Source organism: Nocardia brevicatena NBRC 12119 (assembly GCF_000308495.1).
GTDB lineage: Bacteria > Actinomycetota > Actinomycetes > Mycobacteriales > Mycobacteriaceae > Nocardia > Nocardia brevicatena.
Genome location: NZ_BAFU01000243.1, coordinates 1 through 23,660, shown reverse-complemented (window position 1 = coordinate 23,660; position 23,660 = coordinate 1). Strand labels below are relative to the sequence as shown.

At 65.9% G+C, this 23,660-nt stretch carries 25 protein-coding genes and 2 pseudogenes; 12 read left to right on the top strand and 15 right to left on the bottom strand.

The genetic code is table 11. The features are described 5' to 3' along the window. Positions 1–106 precede the first annotated feature (106 nt). Positions 107–442 (top strand): transposase, encoded by a 336-nt coding sequence (locus ON20_RS29750; protein WP_218002695.1) that lies wholly within the window; start codon positions 107–109, stop codon positions 440–442. Positions 443–654: 212 nt separating this feature from the next. On the opposite strand, the gene ON20_RS29745 is transcribed toward ON20_RS29750, so the two are convergent. After that, complete coding sequence (locus ON20_RS29745) at positions 655–1,872, bottom strand: lipase family protein (RefSeq protein WP_245547568.1); 1,218 nt, start codon at positions 1,870–1,872, stop codon at positions 655–657. 696 nt (positions 1,873–2,568) lie between these two features. Here ON20_RS29745 and ON20_RS29740 point away from each other — a divergent pair. After that, entirely contained in the window at positions 2,569–4,092 is a 1,524-nt protein-coding gene (locus tag ON20_RS29740) for an alpha/beta hydrolase (RefSeq protein ID WP_040841361.1), read from the top strand. 780 nt (positions 4,093–4,872) lie between these two features. Here ON20_RS29740 and ON20_RS29735 read toward each other — a convergent pair. The 3 genes from ON20_RS29735 to ON20_RS29725 form a co-directional block, all read right to left on the bottom strand. Continuing rightward, positions 4,873–5,163 (bottom strand): hypothetical protein, encoded by a 291-nt coding sequence (locus ON20_RS29735; protein ID WP_218002693.1) that lies wholly within the window; start codon positions 5,161–5,163, stop codon positions 4,873–4,875. Then, complete coding sequence (locus ON20_RS33680; protein WP_051163620.1) at positions 5,115–5,933, bottom strand: class I adenylate-forming enzyme family protein; 819 nt, start codon at positions 5,931–5,933, stop codon at positions 5,115–5,117. The genes ON20_RS29735 and ON20_RS33680 overlap by 49 nt, the downstream gene beginning before the upstream one ends. Positions 5,934–6,201: 268 nt before the next feature. Beyond that, a complete protein-coding gene (locus ON20_RS29725) occupies positions 6,202–6,621 on the bottom strand; it encodes a hypothetical protein (RefSeq protein WP_157229114.1) in 420 nt (139 codons plus the stop codon). Positions 6,622–6,902: 281 nt separating this feature from the next. Here ON20_RS29725 and ON20_RS29720 point away from each other — a divergent pair, with 281 nt between their 5' ends. Then, positions 6,903–7,595, top strand: coding sequence for an FHA domain-containing protein (locus tag ON20_RS29720; protein ID WP_218002692.1), 693 nt, complete (start codon positions 6,903–6,905; stop codon positions 7,593–7,595). Here the strand turns inward: ON20_RS29720 and ON20_RS29715 are convergent. The 5 genes and pseudogenes from ON20_RS29715 to ON20_RS33675 all read right to left on the bottom strand — a co-directional run bounded on the left by ON20_RS29715 (position 7,551) and on the right by ON20_RS33675 (position 11,549). Then, positions 7,551–7,928, bottom strand: coding sequence for a hypothetical protein (locus ON20_RS29715; RefSeq protein ID WP_040841275.1), 378 nt, complete (start codon positions 7,926–7,928; stop codon positions 7,551–7,553). The two genes, ON20_RS29720 and ON20_RS29715, sit on opposite strands and share 45 nt — an antisense overlap. A gap of 8 nt (positions 7,929–7,936) precedes the next feature. Beyond that, complete coding sequence (locus tag ON20_RS29710) at positions 7,937–9,208, bottom strand: serine/threonine-protein kinase (RefSeq protein ID WP_083865464.1); 1,272 nt, start codon at positions 9,206–9,208, stop codon at positions 7,937–7,939. 233 nt (positions 9,209–9,441) lie between these two features. Then, positions 9,442–9,564, bottom strand: coding sequence for a hypothetical protein (locus ON20_RS40085; protein ID WP_281032933.1), 123 nt, complete (start codon positions 9,562–9,564; stop codon positions 9,442–9,444). A 324-nt stretch (positions 9,565–9,888) separates the two neighbouring features. Beyond that, positions 9,889–10,044 (bottom strand): annotated as a pseudogene (locus tag ON20_RS35260) (IS3 family transposase); the annotation flags it as partial. A 446-nt stretch (positions 10,045–10,490) separates the two neighbouring features. Continuing rightward, positions 10,491–11,549 (bottom strand): peptidoglycan recognition protein family protein, encoded by a 1,059-nt coding sequence (locus ON20_RS33675; RefSeq protein ID WP_051163618.1) that lies wholly within the window; start codon positions 11,547–11,549, stop codon positions 10,491–10,493. Positions 11,550–11,933: 384 nt separating this feature from the next. On the opposite strand from ON20_RS33675, the gene ON20_RS39475 reads away from it, so the two are divergent. Both ON20_RS39475 and ON20_RS35250 read left to right on the top strand, forming a co-directional pair. Next, on the top strand, positions 11,934–12,170 hold the full coding sequence (locus ON20_RS39475) for a recombinase family protein (RefSeq protein ID WP_040841271.1): 237 nt from the start codon (positions 11,934–11,936) through the stop codon (positions 12,168–12,170). Further along, positions 12,082–12,735, top strand: coding sequence for a recombinase family protein (locus ON20_RS35250; RefSeq protein ID WP_245547565.1), 654 nt, complete (start codon positions 12,082–12,084; stop codon positions 12,733–12,735). Before ON20_RS39475 ends, ON20_RS35250 begins: the two co-directional genes overlap by 89 nt. Here ON20_RS35250 and ON20_RS29685 read toward each other — a convergent pair. From ON20_RS29685 to ON20_RS39470, 3 genes and pseudogenes are all read right to left on the bottom strand, one after another. Next, positions 12,688–13,182, bottom strand: a complete 495-nt coding sequence (locus tag ON20_RS29685) for a MarR family winged helix-turn-helix transcriptional regulator (RefSeq protein ID WP_083865460.1) — start codon at positions 13,180–13,182, stop codon at positions 12,688–12,690. The genes ON20_RS35250 and ON20_RS29685 overlap by 48 nt on opposite strands. Further along, complete coding sequence (locus ON20_RS29680) at positions 13,179–13,610, bottom strand: SRPBCC family protein (RefSeq protein WP_040841269.1); 432 nt, start codon at positions 13,608–13,610, stop codon at positions 13,179–13,181. Before ON20_RS29680 ends, ON20_RS29685 begins: the two co-directional genes overlap by 4 nt. 195 nt (positions 13,611–13,805) lie before the next feature. Next, a pseudogene (locus tag ON20_RS39470) lies at positions 13,806–14,493 on the bottom strand (IS5 family transposase); the annotation flags it as partial. Between the two features lie 261 nt (positions 14,494–14,754). Here ON20_RS39470 and ON20_RS29670 point away from each other — a divergent pair. After that, positions 14,755–14,937: a hypothetical protein gene (locus tag ON20_RS29670; protein ID WP_040841265.1), complete on the top strand. Its 183-nt coding sequence runs from the start codon at positions 14,755–14,757 to the stop codon at positions 14,935–14,937. Between the two features lie 275 nt (positions 14,938–15,212). Here the strand turns inward: ON20_RS29670 and ligA are convergent, their stop codons facing one another. After that, positions 15,213–17,204 carry an NAD-dependent DNA ligase LigA gene (gene ligA / locus ON20_RS29660; RefSeq protein ID WP_040841261.1) on the bottom strand — a complete coding sequence of 664 codons (1,992 nt, stop codon included), beginning with the start codon at positions 17,202–17,204 and terminating at the stop codon, positions 15,213–15,215. A gap of 34 nt (positions 17,205–17,238) precedes the next feature. On the opposite strand from ligA, the gene ON20_RS29655 reads away from it, so the two are divergent. Both ON20_RS29655 and ON20_RS33670 read left to right on the top strand, forming a co-directional pair. After that, complete coding sequence (locus ON20_RS29655) at positions 17,239–17,439, top strand: hypothetical protein (protein WP_040841259.1); 201 nt, start codon at positions 17,239–17,241, stop codon at positions 17,437–17,439. A 270-nt stretch (positions 17,440–17,709) separates the two neighbouring features. Then, positions 17,710–17,955 (top strand): hypothetical protein, encoded by a 246-nt coding sequence (locus ON20_RS33670; RefSeq protein ID WP_051163616.1) that lies wholly within the window; start codon positions 17,710–17,712, stop codon positions 17,953–17,955. 256 nt (positions 17,956–18,211) lie between these two features. On the opposite strand, the gene ON20_RS35240 is transcribed toward ON20_RS33670, so the two are convergent. Then, complete coding sequence (locus ON20_RS35240) at positions 18,212–18,538, bottom strand: helix-turn-helix domain-containing protein (protein WP_438803455.1); 327 nt, start codon at positions 18,536–18,538, stop codon at positions 18,212–18,214. 176 nt (positions 18,539–18,714) lie between these two features. Between ON20_RS35240 and ON20_RS29645 the strand changes: the two genes are divergently transcribed. After that, the gene (locus ON20_RS29645; RefSeq protein ID WP_083865455.1) at positions 18,715–19,719 is read left to right on the top strand and encodes an aldo/keto reductase; all 1,005 of its coding nucleotides are present in this window, start codon (positions 18,715–18,717) and stop codon (positions 19,717–19,719) included. A 26-nt stretch (positions 19,720–19,745) separates the two neighbouring features. Beyond that, positions 19,746–20,042, top strand: a complete 297-nt coding sequence (locus tag ON20_RS29640) for a putative quinol monooxygenase (protein ID WP_040841257.1) — start codon at positions 19,746–19,748, stop codon at positions 20,040–20,042. A gap of 139 nt (positions 20,043–20,181) precedes the next feature. Here ON20_RS29640 and ON20_RS29635 read toward each other — a convergent pair whose 3' ends face one another. Then, positions 20,182–21,468, bottom strand: coding sequence for an ATP-binding cassette domain-containing protein (locus tag ON20_RS29635; RefSeq protein ID WP_218002691.1), 1,287 nt, complete (start codon positions 21,466–21,468; stop codon positions 20,182–20,184). Here ON20_RS29635 and ON20_RS29630 point away from each other — a divergent pair. Further along, positions 21,451–21,930, top strand: a complete 480-nt coding sequence (locus ON20_RS29630) for an IS630 family transposase (protein ID WP_218002690.1) — start codon at positions 21,451–21,453, stop codon at positions 21,928–21,930. The two genes, ON20_RS29635 and ON20_RS29630, sit on opposite strands and share 18 nt — an antisense overlap. 269 nt (positions 21,931–22,199) lie before the next feature. Further along, positions 22,200–23,660: amino acid permease (locus tag ON20_RS29625; protein WP_051163636.1), on the top strand; the 1,461-nt coding region annotated here is incomplete at its 3' end.

Sequence of the window (23,660 nt, the reverse complement as noted above, 5' to 3'; positions counted from 1 at the left end):
TTCACAGCTGACGCTATCACCTCGTTGCGTACATGACACGCACAAGGAGGCAACGCTACCAACGGCATATCTGATGCTGCACATCCTATCGGTTTCAACCTTGCGCTTGACCAAATGTAGGCCGTTGGCGCTCATGCCGACTGCGGGCAACATCACCGACTGCACGATGTTCACCCAAGTGCCGGCGGGGATCTGGATGCCGAAACCTGGTCGAGGTCGGTCGTGGAAGCGGCCGCGGCGGGTCTTGGCCGACAAGGGATATTCCACCCGCGCGATCCGTGTTCATCTGCGTACTCGCGGTATCGCCGCAACGATTCCCGAACGCACCGATCAGCAGGCCAACCGGCGTCGCCGGGGCAGCGCCGGTGGCCGCCCACCGGTATTCGGTCCTGTGGCATACCGGCGCCGCAACGTGGTCGAATGCTGCTTCAACCGGCTCTGACAGTATCGGGCGATCGCCACTCGCTACGACAAGACCGCCACTTCTTACCGCGGGATGCTCGATCTGGCCGGCCTGCTGGTGTGGCTTCGAGGACACTCTCTGGCGGGGCGACGAAGGAAATGTTCCACTGAAATTTTTGGGCCTTGTATGACGGAGACAGAACCGAGCTACCGAACAAGCTCGGCCACCGGTGTTCGCGGCACCGCACGTCCTTACTGCTCTACACACCCCGGGTTCTGCGGGGTGCCGGCGAAACGGTCGGCGAGGAAGCTCATGCTGCCGAGTGCTTCACCCGCGGCTGCTCCGATATGTCCCGGGAACAGCGAGTGGGTCGCGGTGAGGGTGGCGCCGTTGGCGCAGTAGGTATCGACAAGGGCGGTGTAGCCGGCGACAGGAATCTTCTCGTCGGAGACACTGTGGTACAGGTAGAGCGGGGTGTCGGGGACGGTGCCGCCGAGTTCGTTGGGGATGGCTGCGTCGCGGAAAGCGGGATTCGCCAGCAAGTTCGGGACCGCAGCGAGGTCGTCGATGTGGATGTCCGGGTACTTTTGGGCCAGATCCGCACCGCAGGCGGACGTGTCTGCGGTGCGCAGCGCGCTGCGTCCCTGGTCGTTCAGTAAGTCGGCCAGCCTGGAGTCGGGTTCATTGCGGGCCAGCCCGAGCAGGATCAGTATGGCCCCCACGTCGCCGTCGGCGCGTTGTGCCATGGCCGGGATATCGGTTGGGACGCCGCCGGCGCTGACGCCGACGAACCCCACGTCGGGTGCGTATTCCTGACGCAGCTGCGCGGCCCACAGCGTGGCGAATGCTCCACTCGAATACCCCCAGGCACCGATCGGGCTCGCGGCATCGATCCCGGCCGGAGAGAAGGACCGGGCAGCCCGAATTCCGTCCAGGACTCCACGCCCGGATGTCACTCCGTCGAAGAGCCGCGACTGCGGTCCTTCGTAATCGCTGACCACGACGGCCCATCCGCGCCGCAGTGCGTCCGCGATGAACGGCGCATCCTGCGCGACGGCTGCCATATCGGTGCTGTTGCGTCCGCCGCGCAGGGTGAACGACGGCGCGCAGCGGGTGTCGAGACTGTTTTCGGGCACCTGGTACGACAACACCGGCCGCGGCCCGTCCCAAGGCACCGGTGGCACCAGCACCGTCGTCGCATTCAGTTGCGGACGCTCTTCCGAATCGGTTGTGCGATAACGTAATTGCCACGCGTCCACAGGTATCGGCAGGCCGAGCAGTGTGATCGTCCGTGCCCCGAGCACCGTTCCGTTCGGATGTGACGCGAGGTCGGCCGGTGCGGCATAGAAAGGATCCTCGTCAGGCGACGGCACTGCGGCCCGCGCGACCGGCATGGACAATGCTGCCGGCAGCATGACCGCGGCGAGCGCGAGGATCGCAAGCCATAGTCGACCGATCCGCCGAAGCATCACCGGTTGCCGGCGCACACCGTCGACCGGCAGGCCGGATGTATTGGTAGCCGGACACGCTGTCCGGCCCCCATTTTTCCGATATGTCGACAATGTCTGCCCGGGTTCCATCATGCCTCCCGCGTCCGGCCGGCCAATGCGCAAGTACTCCGGGCTCGCGCTGACCGGCTATGTCACATTTGAGTCAAGATCACGATAGCGTAACGACTGTATGGACGATAACATAACGATTGCATGTTCCGCTTCGGCTGATCGGAAGCTCACAAAGGAGGGGTGCTGGTCGCAATGACGGAGGTCGGTAACGACACGGTCACCGAACGCAATGGCGGCATCCTGCCGACCCACCGGCGGGCTCAACCGGAGGGTTGCCGACAACTGGTGCGGCCACCTGCGTGGAGGAGAAGCCTCGCCGGACGGAGCCGATACCGGTGCGAAGACGGGCCTCGACACGTCGGGTCATTGTCCGGCAAACGCCGCTACCGCACGAGACTGCGATCCTTGCGCTACGCCGGCTTCGCAGAAACAGGTGTCAGAGGCCTGACCGCTGTGATGGTGGTGAGTCATGGGTGACGACCCCGGGAGCTCCGGCTTCGCCGGGGCGGCTTCAGCAAACGACACCAGCGCCGGTGCGAGACCCGAAAATGTCCGAGCGGCGGAAACAGGATGCGAACACAGATGTCGCGGACAGGAGATGTGATGCCGATTCGATGGATTCGATGGCTCGTGCCGGCGGTTATAACGGCGGCCGCATTCGCCACATTGCCCATGGGGTCGGCGAGCGCCAACCAGGTCGATGACATCCCGGCTGGGCTGGAGTCGTTCTATCACCAGCAGCTGGACTGGAAGCCGTGTAACGACGCGGTTCTCGATGGTGCGGGGGCTCAGTGCGCGGGCGTTGTCGTACCGCTCGACTACAACCGACCGGACTCACGCACGCTGACCGTGGCGATCTCGCGCATCCCGGCTACCGATCCGGCCCATAGACGCGGGATCATGTTGTCCAACCCCGGCGGTCCGGGCGGTCCGGGCCTGAGCATGACGGCCAACCTCCGGGACCTGCTCACACCGGATGTCCGTGCCCGATACGACCTGATCGGCATGGACCCGCGTGGTATCGGCCGATCGGACCAGGTGAATTGTGCGCTGCCGCTGCCCACCATGTTGTTCTCGGCCGGTTTCGACGCCTTCGGCTTCGCGCGCGACGCCACCCTGGCCGCCGCGCTCGCGGCTTCCTGCGTAGCACCCGATCCCGAGAAGGCCCGCCACATCACCACCCGCAATACCGCCCGGGACATGGATATCATCCGCGGTGTATTCGGTGAACGCGAGCTCAACTATTACGGCGGCTCCTACGGCACCTACCTGGGCGCGGTGTACATGCAGATGTTCCCTCAGCACAGTGACCGGATGGTGCTGGACAGCGCCATCGACCCGGACCGCTACTGGATCGGCACGTACCAGGATATGGGCGCCGTCAACGAGGCCGGGCTCGACGACTGGGCGATCTGGGCGGCCCGCCGCGACGCCGACTACCACTTCGGTAGCAGTGGACCGCAGGTCCGAGCCTTTGTCGAGGACATGATCCGACGTGCCGCCACGCACCCGGTCATCGGCAACGGCTATCTCATCGATGAACACACCGTACCGATGATGCTGTTGGCGCTGTTGTCCAATCCGCAGAAGAACGCCGACCTCGCCGAGGTTGTGCGGATCGTAGCCGATGCAGTGTCCGGGCTGCCCATCGACATGGAGCAGCTGAAAACGAAGATCAGCGGCCCCGTTCCGCTGAACGCCTCGGGCATGGCCGCAGTCCTGTGCGGCGACAAGGCCGCACCTCGAGATCCGGCCTGGTATCACCGCAACATCGAAAGCGTCCGGGCGACCCAACCGGTGTTCGGTGCGTTCGCCAACAACATCACCGCGTGCGCGTTCTGGCCGGACCCGATCGAGCCACCCACCGCTGTGCGCAACTCGACACCGGCCCTGATCCTGCAGGCGACCCGCGACACCCGCACTCCCTACCAGCAAGGTCTTGCACTACACGAGGACCTGACAGCGTCACGAATGGTCACGTTGGCAGACACCCGCGTTCACGGTGTCCTCCGCGCCGACCTGAGCCGCTGCGTGAGCGAGATCGTCAACACCTACTTCCGCGACGGCAGCCTCCCCGATACCGACATCACCTGCAGGCCCGACCCCGGCTCTCTCCCCGAATATTAGCCCGCAGTGCCCGGCGGCACGATCCACACCCTCCACATGGCCCCATGCCTGTTTGTGGTTATACGAATACGATATCTACTGCATCCGACAGGTCGGGTCGGAAAACCGTTGTCGCGTAGTCAGCGTTTTGATTCTGATCAGGCAGTAGACAAGTCTCGGAGGGCGCGGTGCGGACCGGTACGAGTTGGTGGTGTGGCGATCGCGGGCGGAGGAGTGGTCTGGGCCAGGGCAGCGCGGCGCCTGCGAGGACAGCGAGGGCAAAAAGTACCCAGTTCCCGTGACCATCTCCGACACCACCGTAGTGGGCCACCTACCAGCGGCGCTGCACCAGTTCGGCGGTCCGTGGATCCGGCCTGCGGTGGATTCACGCATCATCGGTGTCGAACCGGCCGGCCCTGCCCTGGTGGGCTGGGAGCACCGATACGCGGGTCGCGCAGAGGTCGGTCCAAGGAAATCGGCCGTCAATCCATCGTGCGTGCCGGCCGCGACGCCGGAGTTGGCCAACCACGCGGTGCTCGAGATCGGCTTGCATCGCTCGAGCCTGGTCGGTGCCGGGGTTCGAGATGCCGAAGCCACACACGAATTGCTCTGGCGCGCACTACCTTCCCGGACTGCTCCGGCACCGTCCGGTTCTCCACCGGTACCGCCGGGGGTGGTGCCGCCGCACGGCTCGCGCGGACCTACGGCGATCCGGATTCGCTGCTCACGCGCGGCTCGACCAATCCGCACGCCTCCTACACTGATTCCGCGGTCCAGGCAGGCGGCCGTCCGGCGAGCGTCCTACACATGACCGCCCGAGCGCCGGCCGGTTTCTACCGCGACCTCGGCGACGGTGCCTTGCTCCCCGGAAACATCCTGCGGGAGGCCGCGCTGGATCTCGGCGATGTGGTCCAGCCGGAACGCATTGAGCTTCTCCGGGCGATCCAGGGTGATGGTCGCGACGCACGCCTCGACGACCGAGAGCGGAACGGGCTCTGATCCGGTGATGATCCACTGCGGTGAGCTCGCCCGCAGCTCGTCCATCAGGTCGGGCCGCTCGAGAAGATCACGCAGGATGCCGGGTACGAGCATGCCAGGGGTGATGCGGTCGTCGACGAGCATCCGCACGATGTCGTCGGCATGGGGTTTCCGGTGCACTTGGTCTGCGAGTAGCCGCCGATCCGGACGAGAGGAAGGAAGACGATGTGGAACCCGGCGGCCCACGAGAACGAGGGCACGACGGCATACCGCACCTCTCGGGTCAGGCGCAGGCCCGGCACCTGGCCGGAGGCGTTCCAGAGCACTCCACCGTGAGTGTGGACGGCCGCATTCGGTCGGCCTGTGGTGCCCGAGCTGTAGTAGAGGACGAAGGTGTCGTCGAGATCCGGGCCGACGGGAGCGAACTCCGGCGTGCCGCCGGCCACCAGGTCCACATAGGTCACCGACCGGGCGCCGGGCGGCGGGACGGAACCACCGATCGTGATCACCACGTCGAATGTCGAGGCGATGTCGGCCACGTTCGCCGAAGCGATCTCGTCCGTGATGAGCACGCCGGTGCCGCTGTCGTCGCACACATGCTCGATCCCAGGGCCGACGAGCAGCACGTTGACGGGCACGAAGATCGCTCCGATGGCCCCGAGCGCGAAGAACACCTCGGCCCGCTCGATGCGGTTGCCCATCACCGCGACGCGGTCGCCGCTTCTGACTCCTTGGGCGTCGAGCCCGGCAGCCACTGCCAACGCCCGGTCGCGCAGTTCGCGGAAGGCCCTCGTCTCGCCCTCGAAGCCGAGGCATTTCTCACGGCCGTAGTACGCGCGAGCCGAACGGTCGAGCATCGTGAAGACGTTGCGTTGCAGAATCATGGGCACCCTCCTCGAGGGTGAGACGGCATGGAGTCCGCACCGCCACGACGTCGAGACGTAGCCCACGTTCTGCTGCGCGGAAAGCTCCGTTGGCACCGACGAGCACACCTCGGATGACCGACTTCAGGGCCCACCCCACGCTCACGGCAGTGCTCGATGGAGACATGTCGGCCACGGTGTCGTCGCGGTCGACCGCCTCCTCGGTGCCCATAACACCGGCGAGCCCGCCCGTACGCGACCTCCTCGGATCCACCGATGTCGACCTCACCTACCGCGTCCAACAACGCATCGTGGAGTACCAGTCCTCAGAAGCCAACGTGCACGTCGACCGTGTCCCGATCTGCTCGATATCGACCCGCAGCACGGCGAACGCGACCAGGATCGGGACGGTGGCCGCGAAGGCGATGACGCGCTGACGCCATAGCCGCGACCGTGGTGGCCGGGACCCGAGTACCCCACCATACACGGTGACCATCGCCCACCACGCCGCCAGGACGATTTCGAACCACACCGATCGCACGACACAGGTGAGGACGGTGATCAACACCAGGGTGACAGGCGCGGAACCGAAGGCCACCCGGCGTCGGCCGACCATCAGGTATCCGATCCCGAGCAGCGACGCGTCGGCCAGGGCGACCGCCCAGGGGTCGCGAGCCGGCGCTGGTGTCGATGGTGGAAATTGCTGCACGGTGGTCCCTTCAGAATTGACCTGACGGCAAACGCCGGTGTGGGCCCACACCATCGATACGGGTTGCCACCGGAGATGCATCCGCCCGCCGTGCTGTTGTCCGATCCCGGGACTGGTCCCGCGCGGCGGTGTCACTATCGACGGAAGGCAACAGCCCACTCGGTGAGACAGGACGAAACCCAATGCAGCACACTCTGGAACTTGCAGGTGTACAACGGTTGTCGGCGTGGCACGGCAGTTTCGGCCCAGCAGCGACCGCACCTGTCCCGGGAACCGCTTCGGTGCTGTCTCTGCTCGGCGGGGCGAGTTTCGGGCCGAGAGAAGGGCGCGAGATCGTCTTCGGCCGTAATCGGCCGCTGGTTCATGTGTGTGTCGGTGAGAACGATCTTCGCATCAGTCGCCTGCACGGTCGATTGCTCTGCGCTCGTGGTCGGTGGTGGGTCAGCAACCTGGGAAGTCAACCGATACGGATCGCCCAGTCGCACTGGTTGTTTCGAAACGAGGAGCCGATTCCTCTCGACGCGGGATACACGCCGCTGATCATTCGCGGTTCGGATCGACGCGAACACCTGGTGGAGGTCTTCGTCACCGCCTTCGAACAGTGCGAGCACCGACCCCGGCACGGACACCTCACCAATGCCGGAACATCCTACGAACTCAGCGACGCCGAGCGGCTCGCACTGGTCGCTTTGGGGCAGCGATACCTACGCCATGAACCTTGGCCACAACCGTGGACATGGGAGGCCACCGCGCAGCTGCTCGCCGAGATACAGCCGGGCATGGGATGGAAAAGGCGGCGAGTCGAAGAGCTGGTCACCGGCGTGCGCCTGCGCCTGTCCGCCCTCGGCGTCGCCGGACTGACCACCGAAGAGGTCCCGCAGCCGATCGGAAATATGCTGAACCACAACCTGTTCCAAGAACTGATGGTCTCAGGAACATTGTCGCCCTGTGATCTGGAGGCAATCGACCCGTGAGGCGGCGGCCCGTCGGTCGGGTCTGAACGTATGCACGGCACCGTCGAACAGTTCATCGCCACTGGTGTCCTGCGTGCCGTCCACGGCCCAATCGACGACGATTTTCCAGGGCTGGCGGCCGGCGTTGTAGAACAGTTCACGCTTGCGCCACAGTTGCCCGCCGTCGCCGCGGAACGTCATGGTGAGCACGACACTCTTCACTCCGTTCACCGTCGTATCCGCGAGCGTGACCTGTTGGTCGGTCAGTGTTTTGCTCTGCGTGTATTGCCAATACCAGTAATCGGCTCGCTCCTTGGGGGACCCGCCGGGCACATCCCAGCGAAGCAGCAACATTTCCTGGTCTATCTGCCCCTTTTCACCTGGAAGGCCACCCCACCACCGTGGTCGTACAAGTCGTAGGCCTCGTAGTTGGCGGGGACCGCGAGTGAAACTCCGAGCTTGTGCACCATCTTCCAGCCCGCGGGAACGCTGATCGAGGCCGTCGTCCGGCCGGACGTACCGCCGGCCGTCGGGCCGGGCCACATCACGGTGGCGACAGCACCACCGGCGACGACCACGGCGGTCAATGCCGACACTGCTGGATACATCCACTTGTGATGAGCCGCACCACTGCCGGCTTGCCTCTTCACCGGTATCGCCCCCCGGTTCAACGCGCACGCCGGTCCCGCGACACGGTCCAGGGCCGAAACAATCTCTGCTGACATCGGACGCGCGGCCGGGTCCTTGTTCAGCAATCGCAGGATGAGCCCCGCCAGATCGCCGGCCTGCCGCGGCGTCGGAGGCTCAGCGTGCAATACCGCCTGGAACGTCGCATACCGAGTCTGACGCCAGAACGGGGAAAAGCCCTCGACGGCCGAATAGAGCAGTACCCCGAGGGCGAACAGATCCGACTCCGGTCCTGGAACCCGACCGAGCACGCGTTCGGGAGCGGTGTAATCGGCTGATCCGACGACGGTGCCCGTCCGCGTCACCGGTGCCTCGCCGTCGATGTGGGCGATTCCGAAGTCGGTCAGCACGATCCGGCCGCACGATGCGAGCATCACGTTCGATGGCTTCACGTCACGGTGAACCACCTTGCAGGCATGGGCTGCGGCCAAGGCACCAGTGACCGAAAGCGCGATCCGGGCCGCCTCTGCGGGCGCCAATGTGCCCTCATCGAGAATATCGGCGAGGGACCGCCCCTTGATCAACTCCATGACGATCCATGGCTGCCCATTCTCCGACACCACGTCATAGATGGTGACCACCGATGGATGGTCGACCTGCGCCGCGGCCCGCGCCTCACGCTCGAGCCGCGCGAACACCACCATCCGATCCCCATCGGGTACCGCCGCCGGCACGCGCGGTTCCTTGACCGCGACATCGCGGTCGATCACGGTGTCATGGGCCTTCCATACTGTGCCCATTCCACCGTGCCCCAGCTTGTTCACCAACTGATACCGCCCACCCACCGGCCGACCGGGACCGAACAAGTCCGGATCGACCCCGGCAACCACCTGACGGGCCGGTGGCACCAGGCCGCTGTCGGGGAGCGCAGCCGTTTCGGTTGGAGTAACCCAGAGCCTCGGATCGGCGGCTACGGAGCCGTTCGGGGCTGCCTCACTGACATCCATGACTCAATCATTCATCGCCAACTTCCAGTGTGGAGGGATTTCACCACACACAACAGTCCTTGCGCTGGACCACTCTCAGCTCGACCCCCGCCCTCGGACGCATTGGGCACCAACACATCAGCACAGGCGCGGCAACCGGCTGAAACCGTCCCGGGACCGGTCCGGGGACGAAGGGATCACAATCCCGAGCCCATCTCTGCTGCAGCCATTGCGCAAGCCGGCGCGACAGCCCCTCACATGAAGGAGAACGCAATGAAGATCTCAGCCGCATCGGCCATTGTCACCACAGTGCTGCTCGCGGTGGCGGTGGCGGGCACGACGTATGCGTCGGCCGCCCCCGAGCTCTCCAAAGGCACTCCCGCAGCATTGATCTCGGCCGCACAGGTCACCACCCGCCCTCGATCCGTTGCCGATTACATCGCATCCGGATCCGCCCACCGGCCGGACTTCGATCCCGGGCCATACCCGGACCGAGATACGTGCGAACAGGCCCGCGCACGGTACTACAACCCTCCCAATTGGAATGTGTTCCGGTCTGACGTCGATGGAGCGGCGGAGCCCCGGGCGCCGGATCGGTGCCCGGCGCGCGCAGTCGTGACAACAGCGTCCTCGCCGGCACGGATGTTGAACGCGACCGGAGATGATGTTCCCCCGGTTTCGTGGAGTCGAGATACTGGACTTCAGGCCACGGGTTGGATGGACGGTTGCATCGTCTCGTACTCGATCGGGGTCCGCATACCGAGGACCGAGTGGCGGCGGCGCCGGTTGTGGAAGATCTCGAGGTACTCGAAGATCGCGTTCGCCAGTTCCATCCGAGTTTTCCACCGCTGTCGGTTCCAGTGGTAGAAACCGGACTCGGAGACGTCCAACAGCCGGGCAGGCGACCTGCACCGGCAATCCCTCGCTCGCGATCGTAGCTATGGCCGCGTAACGCCTTTCGGGCCGCCGGCCTGTTTTTTTGGCAGCTCACGAGCTCGTTTCTCCGATGGCGACCTAGTGCTCGAATTCGCGGATGCGGCGTTTGGCCGCGGCCAGTTCGGACTGCTCGGCGGTGGTTGCGCCCGGGATCTGGCCGGTGTCGATCAGTTCTTGTTTGTGCCGGACGTAGATCTCTGGTCGCTGATGCTCAGATCCGCGGCTTCCTGCGCGACCGGTCGGCCGGCAGCGACCAGATCCAGGACCTTGCGACGGAACTCTTCGGGGATGCCTTGGCACGAACAAGTCTCCTTCCTGTGACACCGCCCGCACGCTCCCGCGGATAGGACATGCCGACCGCCTGGGTTCAGCCGACTTCCGACAGCCCGCGCAGGAGCGGCAAGGCGCCGTGCAGGAAATCTGCGGGACAATCGGTCGGGCCGGCGATCGCCTGCCAGTCGCGGTGACCGCTGATCGCCGGCATGGTGGCGGTGTTGCCATTGACCGGGTTGACGTAGTGGACCTGGGCGAACGGATCCAGCTCCAATCCTGTGCACAACCGGGCGAGTACGATGTCGAGGCTGTGCAGGGCCGGCTTACTGGGCAGATGGTGGGTGAAATCTCCGATCATGCAGATACCGATATTGCCGGTGTTCGCACCCACTACGTGTCCGGCGGTGATGATCTGGGCACCGCGGGTCAGCTTGGATCCTGGCTCGAAGATCGGTGAGTCGTCGGCGGGCTCGGTGGTGGTGCCGGTGCTGCGGCCCGCGTAGACCACGCCGTTGGGGTCGATTACCAGGTGATAGCCGATGTCGCCCCACCCCTGCCCATTCGGGGCCGGGAGTGCGTGGTAGCGGAAGATTTCGAGGACCGCGTCGCGATAGTCACTGTACTCTGTGCCGTCCGGAATGGCCGAGTGATGCACGGTTATCAGCTGCGCCGGCGCGAATTCTGGTTCACCCCAGGTCATCAGGGATTCGTCGGCGCCCCATCCGGATCTGGTCACCACCGGGAAACCCCAGGTGTAGGAGGTGGTGACCGGCTTGCGGAACGGCTGGGCGAGTGGCGGTCCGAACAGTCCCACTGCACCGCTGCTGCCGGCGCTGATCTCCTCCGCACCCGCCGGCACCGCCAGTGGTTCGGACAGCGCCGCCTGCCGATCGTCACGGCCGTGCTGCGCCGCTCGCACCGTCACCGGATCGGCCCACGCGCCGTTCAGCCGGAACCGCACCTGCCGAACTTCGGGCGGCACGGCAACAAACCGCGCACCGCGGCAATCGATCCCGCTCGGCGGCTGCGCACCAGCGGGAGCATCCGGGACCAGGCCGACACCAGCCAGCGCGAGAGCCCCGGCGAGCACCGCCCGCCGGCCCGGGCGAGCCGCGGCCTGCGAGTCGACGGATTCGGTTGTCTGCATCGGCATGAAATTCCTTGATACGTTGTGGATCTCAACGACCCTGGAGATGGGATTTCCCCAAGAGATACCATCAGGCGCCGCGACCGGTTTCCTGTCCGTGGGAGTTAGGTGTGGCCCGCACCGGGCCCTGCTTGATCTCGTCGCGGATAATCGCGGGGCAGCCGGCGTGGGCGGCGATTTGACGGGCGAGGGTGGTGGTCTTACCACTGCCCGGTGTGCAGCTGCCGTCGCAACGAATCCGCAAGGTAGTCGCTCTGACGTGTCTGCTCGAACGCACGCCACAGAGTGATCCGCTACCGAGACAGTCGAACTCAGGCTGAATAGTCCGAGGTTGGAATACTCCCCTCCACCGACACTCGTCGGCCACACACGCGCGGGGATGGTCCGTTTGTGCATGGTCCATCGGTTCCCGTCGCCCTATGGGTATCGGCTCGCCGATGCCGGCCCGCATCCCAATCCGGCAAGGCCGCCGACGGCAAACGCCTGCAGCGGCTCGAGCCCGACCCGGTCACCGCTCCGATCGTGCAGCGCACCTACCGTGAGTACCTGTCCGGTTTCGGGGTGTTTGCCATCGCGCAGCGCCTCCCCGCCGAGGGTATCTCCCTGCCCCTCGGCCTACGATCGTGAACGCAACTGGCATCGGTGCGGGGTCGCCTGGTCGAAAAGCGCGGTGCGCACGATCTTGACCAATCCCCGCTACACCGGCTCCGCGGTATGGAACAAGCAACACAAGCAGGAATCGCCGATCGACGTCGAGGATGTCGCGCTCGGTCACCACACCCGGCTCCTCGAGTGTCAGCCGATCGTTGCTGTCGTTGTTCTTCTTACCGAACGACAGCCGCAACCCCAGATCGAGCGGCAGCGACACCTCGAACTCCTGCAACCGGCCGCTGCTGCGACCCCTCTGCTCGACGAAAACTGTTCAACTTGCGTTGTAACAGATAGATCAATTCCCGCATGGCTCCAGCATGCCTACCAGCGCTCGACGACTCGCCGCATTTGCTGTCATAGGACCGAGCCCTACAACTCGAAGCCCTTGCCGAGCCGGTTCGTTGACGCGGGGGACTCCCGACACCTCGGCGCAGTGTGGTGTGTCCGTTCCCGCGCTTCCGATGACACCCACCCACTTTCGGATTGGTGGGTGTCAGTTTCTGGAGTCGTCTGCACGGATGGCAGGACTCGTTTGCGCTGACCCCCGAGGCGTAGGCGCCCACCCGGCGAGGTCGGCCAGCACGCTGTATAGCTGGGCGGGGTCGCGGGCCGCGCGGAAGAAGTCGCGGTCGGTCTCCTCGACGATCTGGATGGCGCGTTCGACGAGAGCGGCTCCCGCTGAGGTGGTCGAGAGTCGTTTGGCGCGGGCGTCGGCCGGATCGGACTCGCGGCGGACCAGTCCCCGTGCCTCGAGGGTGCGCAGCACCTGACTGGTCATCATGGCGTCGGTGCCGGCGTGGTCGGACACCTCGCGCTGGCTGGGTTTGGTCTGTTGTCTTGACAGCCACCAGACCCCGGTGAGCAGCACGAACTGTGCGTGTGTGAGGCCGAGCGGGCGCAGCGCCCGCGTGATCGCACGTTGCCAGCGCAGCGTGGCCCGCCACAGCAAGAAGCCCTGGCTCGGGCCAGGGCCACCGGCCGCGGTCATATCTCTGCCCGCCCGGACTCGGCGACTCGTGCCAGGGCCTGGACTGCGTCCGGCATACCCTTCGCGATCGCGCGGCCGATAACCACGGAGAACAGGAATGCCATCGGTCCGCTGATAGTTACCGTGTGCGTGATGACCGTCCCGCCGTCCGTCCCGCCATTCAGCGTGTGGTCGAAGGTCATCCGGGCCCCCGGCAAGCGGGCGACGTCGGTGAACCGGCGGCCGGGCTCGGCGACGGTGATGATGAACGCGACCTTCGGCCTGCCGGCCGGGCTCAGCACGCCCGTCGTTCCCGCCTCGAACGGCCCATCCAGCGAGACGTCCTCGACCCCTTCGTCCCACTGACTCCACGACGCCACGTCGCGGTAGCGGGCGAAGACCTCGTTCCGATCGGCCTTGGTCACGACGGTCGCTGTGGCACTCCACATACCCTGCTCCTCCCAACTCATTCAATGAGCGCACATATAATAAGCGCGCATGTTAAATTCGGCAATCCGCTCTTGGCGTCTGTGGCGCACGTCCAGCTGGGGCACGCCATTCACCGCCTCGATCGCGTCTACCTGATCCCCCGACCACCGACAGCTCCGACCAGGACAAATATCACCGAGAGCTCGGTTCGGAATGAGTTTGCGGAGGCAGATGACCGAGCAGACCGGGCTCGGTTGTGCTTGGTGGATCTCGGCGCGGCGTTCGTAGCGGGTCCGCAAGCGTTTGAAGGTGTGTAGCCATGCGAAGCCGCGCTCGACCGGCCACCGGAGGTTCCCGAGTCCGAAGCCGTGGCCGGTGTTACGGCGGGCGATGACAGGGATGATGCCGCGGGCTCGGAGAAGCCGACGGTATTTGCCGTGGTCGCAGCCGCGGGCGGCAGGCAGATGCCGGGACCGGCCCCGCCGGCCTGCGATCACCGGCAGGGCATCGACGAGCGGGATGAGCCGGGTGACGTCGCCGCCGGTCAGCGTGACCGTCAGGGGTATTCCGGTGGCCTCGGTGATCAGGCGGTGCTTGCTGCCGGACCGGCTTCGCTCGACCGGACTCGGGCCGACATGGTCGCCCCTGTGCGGGCCCGGACGTGCGAGGCATCGACCAGGACATGCGACAGCTCGAGCCGTCCCGCTGCACGGAGTCCGTTCACCACGCTCTCATGCAGTTGTTCCCACACCCCCGCCTGCGACCGTTCGCTCAACCGACGCCAACAGGCCGCACCCGAGACACCGCACAGCCCGGTCGGCAACTGGTTGCCTCCGATACCGGTGCGAGCCACACACAGAATGCCCCCAACGCCGCTCGGTCATCGGCCCGATGACGGCCCGGGGGTGCGGTATCGCCGCGTCGGATGGTGTCGAGTATGAGCGCGGACGCCGCTGCTGTTGCAGCGCCGTTGTCGGTGGCTGCTGGTGGCCGGCTCCCTTGTCTGCGGAGAAGTTGCAGAGCGATGACGCCCCACCCATCGAGTCGGGGGATCTCAGTTGGTCTGGCCGTTGTGGGCCGGAAGTCGGTGTGTGGCCGTACTCTCGGCTTCCGTCCCACGCGGACCCAGGGACCGGGGCCGCGGTCCGGAGATGAAGCTGTTCGATGAGTACGAAACTCACCCCTGCGCGGCAGCGCAATGCGGCCTCGGAGGGCGCTGCCCTCGGGCTGCTCATGTGCGATCGCATCACGTTGCCGTTCGACAAGATCGGTGTGGACCTGGCCTTCGAATCGGCTTGGCGTGACTGGAGCCATACAGCGAAATTCCCCAGGTCAATACGGATTTGAAAGGGCCTGGACACTGTATGGGTTCTCACCAGGGCAGACAAGGATGATCACGTCCTGGTGCTGTATTGGAAGACGCAGGGCTCCCAGCTGGAGGTCTGCATATGCCAGGAGGGTTGGACGGTTGGCAACCCGCCCGACGTCGAATACGCAACCGAGGTGATCGAAGGGGGAGTGCCGGCGGAGGGGTGGAAGGCGCCGGCGCAAGCGTTCCTCCAGAGCTTCGAGTTGTTTCGGCATGCTCCGGTCGGTGCGGCCCGGCCGGGACATGCCGAGGCTTAGACGATCTTGGCCGTGATCAGCAGGTCCCAGATCTCGCCCTGGTCGATGACCTCGACACCGAGCTTCGCCGCCTTGGCCAGTTTGCTCTCCCCGACCCCCGCGCCGGTGATGAGCAGGTCGGTGTTCGCCGAGACCGAGGATGCCGCCGTGGCGCCGGCCTTCTCGCACAGGCGTTGGAACGTCGGGCGGGCGACCTTCTCGCCGGAGCGCGGGTCGCTGATGGCGCCGGTGACCACCACCGTCTTGCCTTCCAGGGGTGCGCCGGCCGCGACGACCGGCGCGAGGTCTTCCTCGCGCACGTCCAGACATACGCCCACCTCCCGCAGTCGCTGCAGTTCCGGACGCAGGCGGTCCAGATGGGTGACCAGGGAGGCGGCGACCTTGGGTCCGATGTCCTCCACCGCCACGAGTCGTTCGACGCCCGCGTCGGCGATCTCTTCCAGGGATCGGAATCCTGCTCGGGCCAGGCGGGCGGCGGTGCCGTCGGAGGCCATCGGGATCGCCAGGCCGATCAGCGCGCGGCGCAGCCCGACCTTGCGACCGGCATCGATCGAGTCGATCATGCGCGCGGCCGAGACCTCGCCGATGCGATCGAATGCGAGCAGACGCTCGGTGGTCAGGGTGTAGAAGTCCGACGGGCGCTCCAGCAGGCCTGCCTCGGCCAGGCGTTCGATCCACACCGGTCCGATGGCGTCGATGTCGGCCGCCGCCCGCGAGGCCCAGTGGATGAGCCGGCGCACCGTCTGTGCGGGACAGGCGACGTTGGTGCAGAACAGCTCCTGGCTGTTGCCCTGCTCGGTCACCGGCTGCCCGCACGAGGGGCAGGCGACCGGCGGCATGATCTCACGCTCGGCGCCCGTGCGCCGGGAGGCGTCGAGCACGCCCGCCACGAACGGGATCACATCGCCCGCGCGACGCACCAGCACGGTGTCGCCGACCTTGATGTCGCGTGCGCGGATCACCTGCTGGTTGGCCAGTGTCGCCTTCGTGACCGTCGTGCCGCCCACGAATACCGGTTCCAACCAGGCGACGGGGACGATCTTGCCCGTCTTGCCGACGTCCCAGACCACCTCGTTGAGCACGGTGGTTTTCTCCTCGGCGGCGAACTTGTATGCCAGCGCACCACGTGGGGAGTTCGATCGGGTTCCGGCGGCGGCGTAGGCATTACGGTCGGCCAGCCGTAGCACCGCGCCGTCGAGGTCGTAGTCCAGCTCGTTGCGGCCGTGCTCGATCGCGGTGATCGCCGCCTGCGCCTGCTCGGCGTCGGCGCAGACCCGCATCCGCGCCCCCGCGATTCCCAGCGCCCGCAGCCCCTGGGCGAGGTCGGCCGCGGCATCGTCGTCGGAGGTGTCCAGGTCGAAGCCGAAGAACCGTAGGCGCCGCTCGGCGACGGTGGCCGGGTCCTTGGCTCGCAGGGTGCCCGCCGCGGCGTTGCGTGGATTGATCAGTGGCTTGTCCGGGTGGGCGGTGTTGTAGGCGAGGAAGGTCGACCGCAGCATCACCGCCTCGCCCCGCACCTCCACCCGCCCCGGGACCTCGATCCGCTCGGGGACGCCGTCGACCAGCGCGCGGACCAGCACGGTCACGTCGTCACCGGTGGTGCCATCACCGCGGGTCACCGCACGCACCAGCCGCCCGTCCTCGAAAACCAGGGCCAGCGACAGGCCGTCGAGCTTGGGCATCACCACCACCGACTGGCCGGGGAAGCGGTCGAAGAACGCCGCGACCTGCTCGGGAGTGGTCGCCTTCTCCAGTGACAGCATCGGACGCGAGTGCCGGACCGGGGCGTGCAACACCGCGGGCGCGCCGACCTGCTCCAAAGGGTTCGGGTCCGGTGCCAGGTCGGGATGCGCGGCGATCAGACCCCGCAACTCGTCCTCGATCGCGTCGTACTCGGCATCGGCGACCAACGGCGACCCTCGATAGTAGGCATCACGCAGCACCACAACGCGATCCGCGAGCTGTTGGATATGTTCCCCAGTGTTCACGGCACCCGACGCTACCGAGGCCTACCGACACTCGATGCGCACCGGCCACACCCGAGCACCCGAGGACGATTGCGGCCCTCGCAAGGTACTCGACGACTTCGACGGGAACCGCGTCGCCACGGCCGACCGGTCCGCCGTTGCGGCGTGGGCCGATTCGTCGGCACCTCTTCCTATCGTCCGCGAGCGGGTGTACATCGGCGGCGTCGGCAGGTTGCGGCTCGGCCTGCGCCCCTGATATTTCGATGCGGCCTGCCGCCGGCATCCTCACGCGGCCTCGCAGGTCGGAGTCCTCTTCGTGTGACGACTGGTCGTATCTGTCACTTACAGAGGCTTCTCTGTTGTGTCAAGCGGTTCCGGGGTCGGTTTCAGGGTGCGGTAGATCTGCCAGGTGACATAACGCCTGAGGCAGCGGGTGGTCCAGCGCGGGTCGACCCCGCGGCAGTCGTGGAGAACGTGGCGGCATCGACGAGCCGACCGGACGGGCATTCGACCAGGGCGTAGTGGTGTGGATGTCCACACCGACGACGAATCGGTAATGATTTGTGACGATGGACAAGCGATGTCTCCTCACCTGTGGGTAATCGCCCGAGCTGCATGCGTCGACCGCACATTTCTCTATCGGCATCCCGATCTGCTCGCCCAGGTCCACACCGCCCAGACCAACCTGTTGCCGGCCGAAGGGAACGCGGCGTTGGTGACGATGGCATCGCTGCGGGCCGATCCGGCCAAGTCCCAAGCCCGCATCGGGTGACTGGCCGGCCACAACAAGCAGGCGGAGAAGAAGCTGTCCGAGTTGCTCGGCGAGCAAGCATGGCACGAATCCGGGCTGGGGGCACCCACAGATATCAACCGGCTCCAACGATAGATTGTGCCCCTGGAACAACAGGTCATCGAGCTGGGAAACCAACTGGAAGAACGTGACCAAGGACTCGAAGCGGCGCGGGCCGCCAACCGAGAGTCGTTCGCGAACATGAACAACGCCACTGAGGACCGCGGGATTCAGTTCCCTACACCGGCCGGACCTGCTGCGGTGCATCCGCGCGGTCCCCTTCCGACCAAGGTCGCGCGAGCCGGTAGAGATGTTGCCGTTCGACATCGTTCAGGCGCAGCGCCCGGGCGACCGCATCCAGCACGGCTTCGGAGAAGTGCAGGGTGCGCCCCTGTTCCAGGCGCACGTAGTGGTCGACGCTGACTCCGGCGAGCTGCGCGAGCTCCTCTCGGCGCTGCCCGGGAACGCGGTGCCGACCGCCGTAGTCCGGCAGGCCGAGTTCCTCGGGCCGCCAGCGGGCCCGCCGGGAGCGTAGGAATTCGCCGAGTTCCGACCGTCTGTCCAGGGCCAGTATCGCCGCACCCGCTGGACGCGAGCCTGGTCATGTGGTGCCCAGGCTCCGGCCGGCACCGGGTAGCCCGAGACACGGAGGTCAAGGTTGGAGACACCGGAAACAACACAGCGAAGAAATGAGCACTGCGCAATGACCAACCTGACCGCCATCCCCTCGGCGCCACCGGCATGGACATCACCCGACTCGGCTTCGGTTCGTGGGCCGTTTCAGGCTCGGGCTGGACCTTCGGCCGGGGCGCCACGGACGACGCCGAATCGGTCGCCGCGATCCGCCACGCGCTCGACGCGGGCGTCAACTGGATCGACACCGCCGCCGTGTACGGCCTGGGCCATTCGGAGGAACTGGTCGGCAAGGCCATCTCCGGCCTGCCGCAAGCCGACCGCCCGTACATTTTCACCAAGGTCGGCCTGGTCTGGGACCCGGAGAATCCGTCGGCCGCGCCTCGGCGGATCATGAAGCCTGCCGGCGTGCGCCACGAGGTCGAAGACTCCCTGCGGCGGCTGGGGGTCGACCACATCGACCTGTGCCAGGTGCACTGTCCCGATACCGGCGAATCGTTGGAGTACTCCGGTGGCGGGTTCGGTGCGGTGTCACCCAACGCCACCCCGCTGGAGGAGTACTGGCAGGTCATGGCCGACTTGAAGGCCAAGGGCAAGGTCCGGGCCATCGGGTTGTCCAATCACACGCCCGATCTGCTCGAGGCCGCCGAGCAGATCACTCATGTCGACGTCATCCGGCCACCGTTCTCGGCGATCAACCGGTCGTCCGCCGCCGAGATCGCCTGGGCGCGCGCACGAGACCGGCGTGATCGTCTACTCGCCGCTGCAGCCCGGCCTGCTCACCGGGACCTTTCCGCCGAGTGTGTGGCCGGTCTGCCCGCTGATGATTGGCGGACCGCCCACCACAACTTCACCACCGGCCTGACCGCCAACCTCCAGTTGACAGACACGCTGCGCCCCATTGCCGCACGGCACGGCGCCACCGTCGCTGAGGTGGCCATCGCCTGGGTGCCGGCCTGGCCAGGTATCACCGGAGCCATCGTCGGTGCACACAGGTCCAACCAGGTCGACGGCTGGATCGGCGCGGACTCGGTGGCGCTGACGCCGTCGGACCTGGCCGAGATCGCCGCGATCACCGCCTCCGGCGCGGGCGCCGGTCCCGCTCAGCCGTGAAAACCCCTACCGCACAGGAGTTCGTTATGTCGCTCACCGTTATCGCCGAGTACCTGGCCGCGCCCGGGCAGGAGGACCGGCTTCGCACCGCGCTGGAGGCGATAATCGAGCCCTCGCTGGAGGAGCCCGGCTGCCTGTCCTACCGACCCTACCTCGACCCGAACCACGCAGGCCGGATGGTGATCGTCGAGGAGTGGACCAGCGCACAGGCCCTCGCAGAACGCTTCACGACCGCGCACTTCCGACACGTGAAGCAGGTGCTCGAATTCGTGCTCGCCGAGCCGGTGATCATCCGCGAACTCGTCGCCGCCCCCACCGGGTGAACCGTCAAGAGCCCAGCCGACAGGACCCCGTGAGATGGTCCGCCTGACCTGACCCCGTGGTTTCGGTCCGGGCCAATTCACGGCTCCCGTCACTGGCCCTATCGAACCATGTTCAGAGTCTTCCAAGGAGGTGGGAACCTCAGGTAGCGCAGTGTGTTGCAGTCAACCGGGAAGTTATGCACCGGCACATGACCGGCGTCTTCCACCCTGAGCACCCCGGCGGCGGAGATGGAGTAGCCGGCACCGCGGCCGTAGGCCAGGCCCTGCGGAACACCGTCGTCGGCGAGGTACACCGTGAAAGCCACCATGCCCGCCAGGATATCGAGCGGGGCGAGGTCGGTCGTTGCAAATAGTGCCGCGAGATCCCAGTCCACCGCGGAACCGCGGACAGGATCACCGACCGGTGCGCACCGCATTCGGGGCAGTCGTTGTTCGATTCGTTCTCGGTGGGCACGTAATCGTCGTAGTCGCTGTCCGTTGCCAGTTGGGCGCGTGTGAACAGGCCCAGTGACAGCAGGTGTTCGGTGTGATCGTCGGGCTGCCCCGAACGGCCCTGGGCGAAGGCGGACAGCAAGGTCTGACCGGGTACAGGGGGAGGCGGTTCTTGAGCGAGATAACCGGCTCGGCCGCGCAGGATCACCGTGCCGCAGTCGGGCGTGAGCTCGTCCGCCAGTACCCGTAACAACGTGGACTTATCCGCGCCGTTCGGGCCGGTGATCAGCAGCCGTTCTCCCGTGGATACCCGCACACTCGTGGGTGAGAGCCTGCCATCCACCGCGATATCGGTGGCATCCAGGACGACCCCGTGAGCGCGTCCCGCCGGGGGAACCACTCTGAACTGCAATGGTTCCGGGGGTGGCGGTACCGGATCGGCCAGTAGCCGCCGCAGGCGTTCCTCGGCATTGCGTACCCGGCCTGCCAGCGACTGCTGCACGCGGCCACCTGCCCGGTCGTAGGCCATCTTGTTGTTGTCCTTCATCGGGCGCCCCGGTGCGACCCGTCGTGCCGGGGTGGCGATGGTTTCGCGTAGCTGGTCGGCCTCGTCCGGCCAGCGCAGATGGGCCCGGGCCCAGCGTTGCCGCGCCGCCTCGCGTTCGGCGAGGTAGCCGCTGTATCCGTTGCCGTGGCGCACGACGCATCGACGATCGGAATCTACTTCGAGCAGCGTGGTTGCTACCCGCTCGAGGAAGATACGGTCGTGGGAGACGGTGACCGTTGTGCCGCGCCGAGTACGCAGATGGTCCTCCAACCAGGTCAGCGCGTCGTCGTCGAGATGGTTGGTCGGCTCGTCCAGCAGCAGCACCTCGGGTGCCGCGGCGAGCAGGGCTGCCATGCGCAGGCGGACCTGTTCCCCGCCGGACAGTCCACCGACCGCTCGATCACGCGGAACCACCCCCAGCCCGAGACCGTGCAGGGCTCGCTCCACCCGGGCATCATCACCCTGTTCGCCGCCCTGAACGTGGCCACCGGCGAGGTCATCGGCTCGATCCACCGCCGCCACCGCGCCGCCGAGTTCAAGAAATTCCTCATCGAACTCGACAAAGCAATATCGGCCGAGCTCGACATCCACCTGATCTGTGACAACTACTCCACCCACAAGGCGCCCGATATAGTGAAATGGCTTGCGGCACACCCTCGTTTCCACATGCACTTCACCCCCACCCACTCGTCGTGGTTGAACCAGGTGGAACGCTGGTTCGGGCTGCTGACCGACAAGAAACTCCGCCGCAGCGCCCACCGATCGCTCCAGGCCCTCGAACGCGACATCCGCGCCTGGATCGCCCACTGGAACGAAAACCCGCAACCTTTCGCCTGGACCAAGACCGCCGACGAAATCCTCGAACGACTCACCTCATATCTGCAACGAATTCCTGGCGCACGACACTAGGCGGTGTCGTCATTGACGACACCGGACTGTCCAACGGCAAACTCGAGGAATAGAGAACTACTACAACTTCCACCGCTCTCACGGCGCCATCGGGGGGGCAAACGCCCTATGAGAGGCTGCTCCAGAGGACCCGTACCCACACTGTCACCAACCGCTATCGGTAGTACACCTGGCGACGGTTCGGACGGAGTGCGTCGTATTGAGTGCACCGTTGAACAACGGTACATTGATTAGCGGAATGTTTGACCTGTACCGCGGAAAGGCTCTCCATGGCGAGGACTCGGCGTGGCATAGTAGCGCCCGCGGATGCACTGCACGCTGAGGATGTCGGCTACCACAAGACGCTGCGTCCGCGTCAGCTGCAGATGATCGCCATCGGTGGCGCCATCGGTACCGGGCTGTTCCTCGGATCGGCCGGTCGGCTGCACACGGCTGGGCCGGGATTGTTTCTGGTGTACGCGGTTTGCGGGGTGTTCGTGTTCTTCATCCTGCGGGCACTCGGCGAACTCGTGCTCCATCGTCCTTCCTCGGGGTCGTTCGTCTCCTACGCCCGCGAGTTCTACGGCGAGAAGCTCGCCTTCGGCGTCGGCTGGATGTACTTCTTCCACTGGTGCATGAGTGGGATCGTCGACATCACTGCCATCGCGACCTACGTGCACTACTGGGGTGTATTCGAGTTCATCCCGCAATGGTCGATCGCGCTGGTGGCGCTGGCGCTCGTGGTGAGCATCAATCTGGTGTCGGTGCGCTGGTTTGGTGAGCTGGAGTTCTGGGCGGCGCTGATCAAGGTCGCGGCGTTGGTGATGTTCCTGGTTATCGGCACGATTTTCCTCGCGAGCCGCTCGTCCCTGCAGGATCGGCCGACGGGCGTCGGAGTCATCGCCGATCACGGCGGGTTGTTCCCCACCGGACTGTTGCCGCTGGTCACTGTCACCACGGGTGTCGTGTTCGCCTACTCTGCAGTCGAATTGGTCGGCACGGCGGCAGGGGAGGCGGAGAACCCGGCCAAGATCATGCCGCGCGCAATCAACTCGGTCATCGCGCGGATTGCCGTGTTCTATGTCGGCTCGCTGGTTCTGCTGGGACTGTTGCTGCCCTACACCGCCTTTGTGCCCGGGACAAGTCCTTTCGTCACGTTCTTCTCGAAGCTCGGTGTTCAAGGCGCGGATTCGATCATGAACCTGGTGGTGCTCACCGCGGCATTCTCCAGCCTGAATGCCGGCCTGTACTCCACCGGGCGGATTCTGCGGTCGATGTCGGTGAACGGCAGTGCGCCGTCGGCAGCCTCACGTATGTCTCGCGGCGGCGTACCCTATGTTGGCATTCTCGCGACCGGAGCGATCGCGCTGATCGGTGTCGGGCTGAATGCGGCGGTGCCGGACAAGGCCTATGAGATCGTACTGAACATGTCGGCCCTTGGCACGCTGTCGGCCTGGGCGGCCATCGTCCTCTGCCAGTTGCGGCTGTGGCACTGGTGGCGACAGGGGCGGGTCGAGCGCCCATCGTTCCGGTTGGTGGGTGCGCCGTACACGAGCATCGCGACTCTGCTGTTCCTCGTTACGGTGGTCGCGTTGATGGCCTTCAGCGATGACGAGGTGCAACGCGCAGCGGTGATCGCCGCCGGGCTGATCATGGTTCCGGCGCTGGTCGGCGGGTGGTTCCTGGCCCGCGGACGGGTGCTGCGCATTGCTGGGGAACTCGAGGGCGTCACCGGGCAGTTTCCGGTCCGC

What these genes read in the sequence shown, in the direction of transcription:
- ON20_RS29670 (WP_040841265.1), top strand. Translation starts at nt 14,755, where the DNA reads ATGAGTACGAAACTCACCCCTGCGCGGCAGCGCAATGCGGCCTCGGAG.
- ON20_RS29680 (WP_040841269.1), bottom strand. Translation starts at nt 13,610, where the DNA reads ATGTGGAGTGCCACAGCGACCGTCGTGACCAAGGCCGATCGGAACGAG.
- ON20_RS33675 (WP_051163618.1), bottom strand. Translation starts at nt 11,549, where the DNA reads ATGCCGATGCAGACAACCGAATCCGTCGACTCGCAGGCCGCGGCTCGC.
- ON20_RS29735 (WP_218002693.1), bottom strand. Translation starts at nt 5,163, where the DNA reads ATGCTCGTACCCGGCATCCTGCGTGATCTTCTCGAGCGGCCCGACCTG.
- ON20_RS29645 (WP_083865455.1), top strand. Translation starts at nt 18,715, where the DNA reads ATGGACATCACCCGACTCGGCTTCGGTTCGTGGGCCGTTTCAGGCTCG.
- ON20_RS29715 (WP_040841275.1), bottom strand. Translation starts at nt 7,928, where the DNA reads ATGTTGCTGCTTCGCTGGGATGTGCCCGGCGGGTCCCCCAAGGAGCGA.
- ON20_RS33680 (WP_051163620.1), bottom strand. Translation starts at nt 5,933, where the DNA reads ATGATTCTGCAACGCAACGTCTTCACGATGCTCGACCGTTCGGCTCGC.
- ON20_RS29740 (WP_040841361.1), top strand. Translation starts at nt 2,569, where the DNA reads ATGCCGATTCGATGGATTCGATGGCTCGTGCCGGCGGTTATAACGGCG.
- ON20_RS29655 (WP_040841259.1), top strand. Translation starts at nt 17,239, where the DNA reads ATGCGCACCGGCCACACCCGAGCACCCGAGGACGATTGCGGCCCTCGC.
- ON20_RS29745 (WP_245547568.1), bottom strand. Translation starts at nt 1,872, where the DNA reads ATGCTTCGGCGGATCGGTCGACTATGGCTTGCGATCCTCGCGCTCGCC.
- ON20_RS29710 (WP_083865464.1), bottom strand. Translation starts at nt 9,208, where the DNA reads ATGGATGTCAGTGAGGCAGCCCCGAACGGCTCCGTAGCCGCCGATCCG.
- ON20_RS29685 (WP_083865460.1), bottom strand. Translation starts at nt 13,182, where the DNA reads ATGACCGCGGCCGGTGGCCCTGGCCCGAGCCAGGGCTTCTTGCTGTGG.
- ON20_RS29640 (WP_040841257.1), top strand. Translation starts at nt 19,746, where the DNA reads ATGTCGCTCACCGTTATCGCCGAGTACCTGGCCGCGCCCGGGCAGGAG.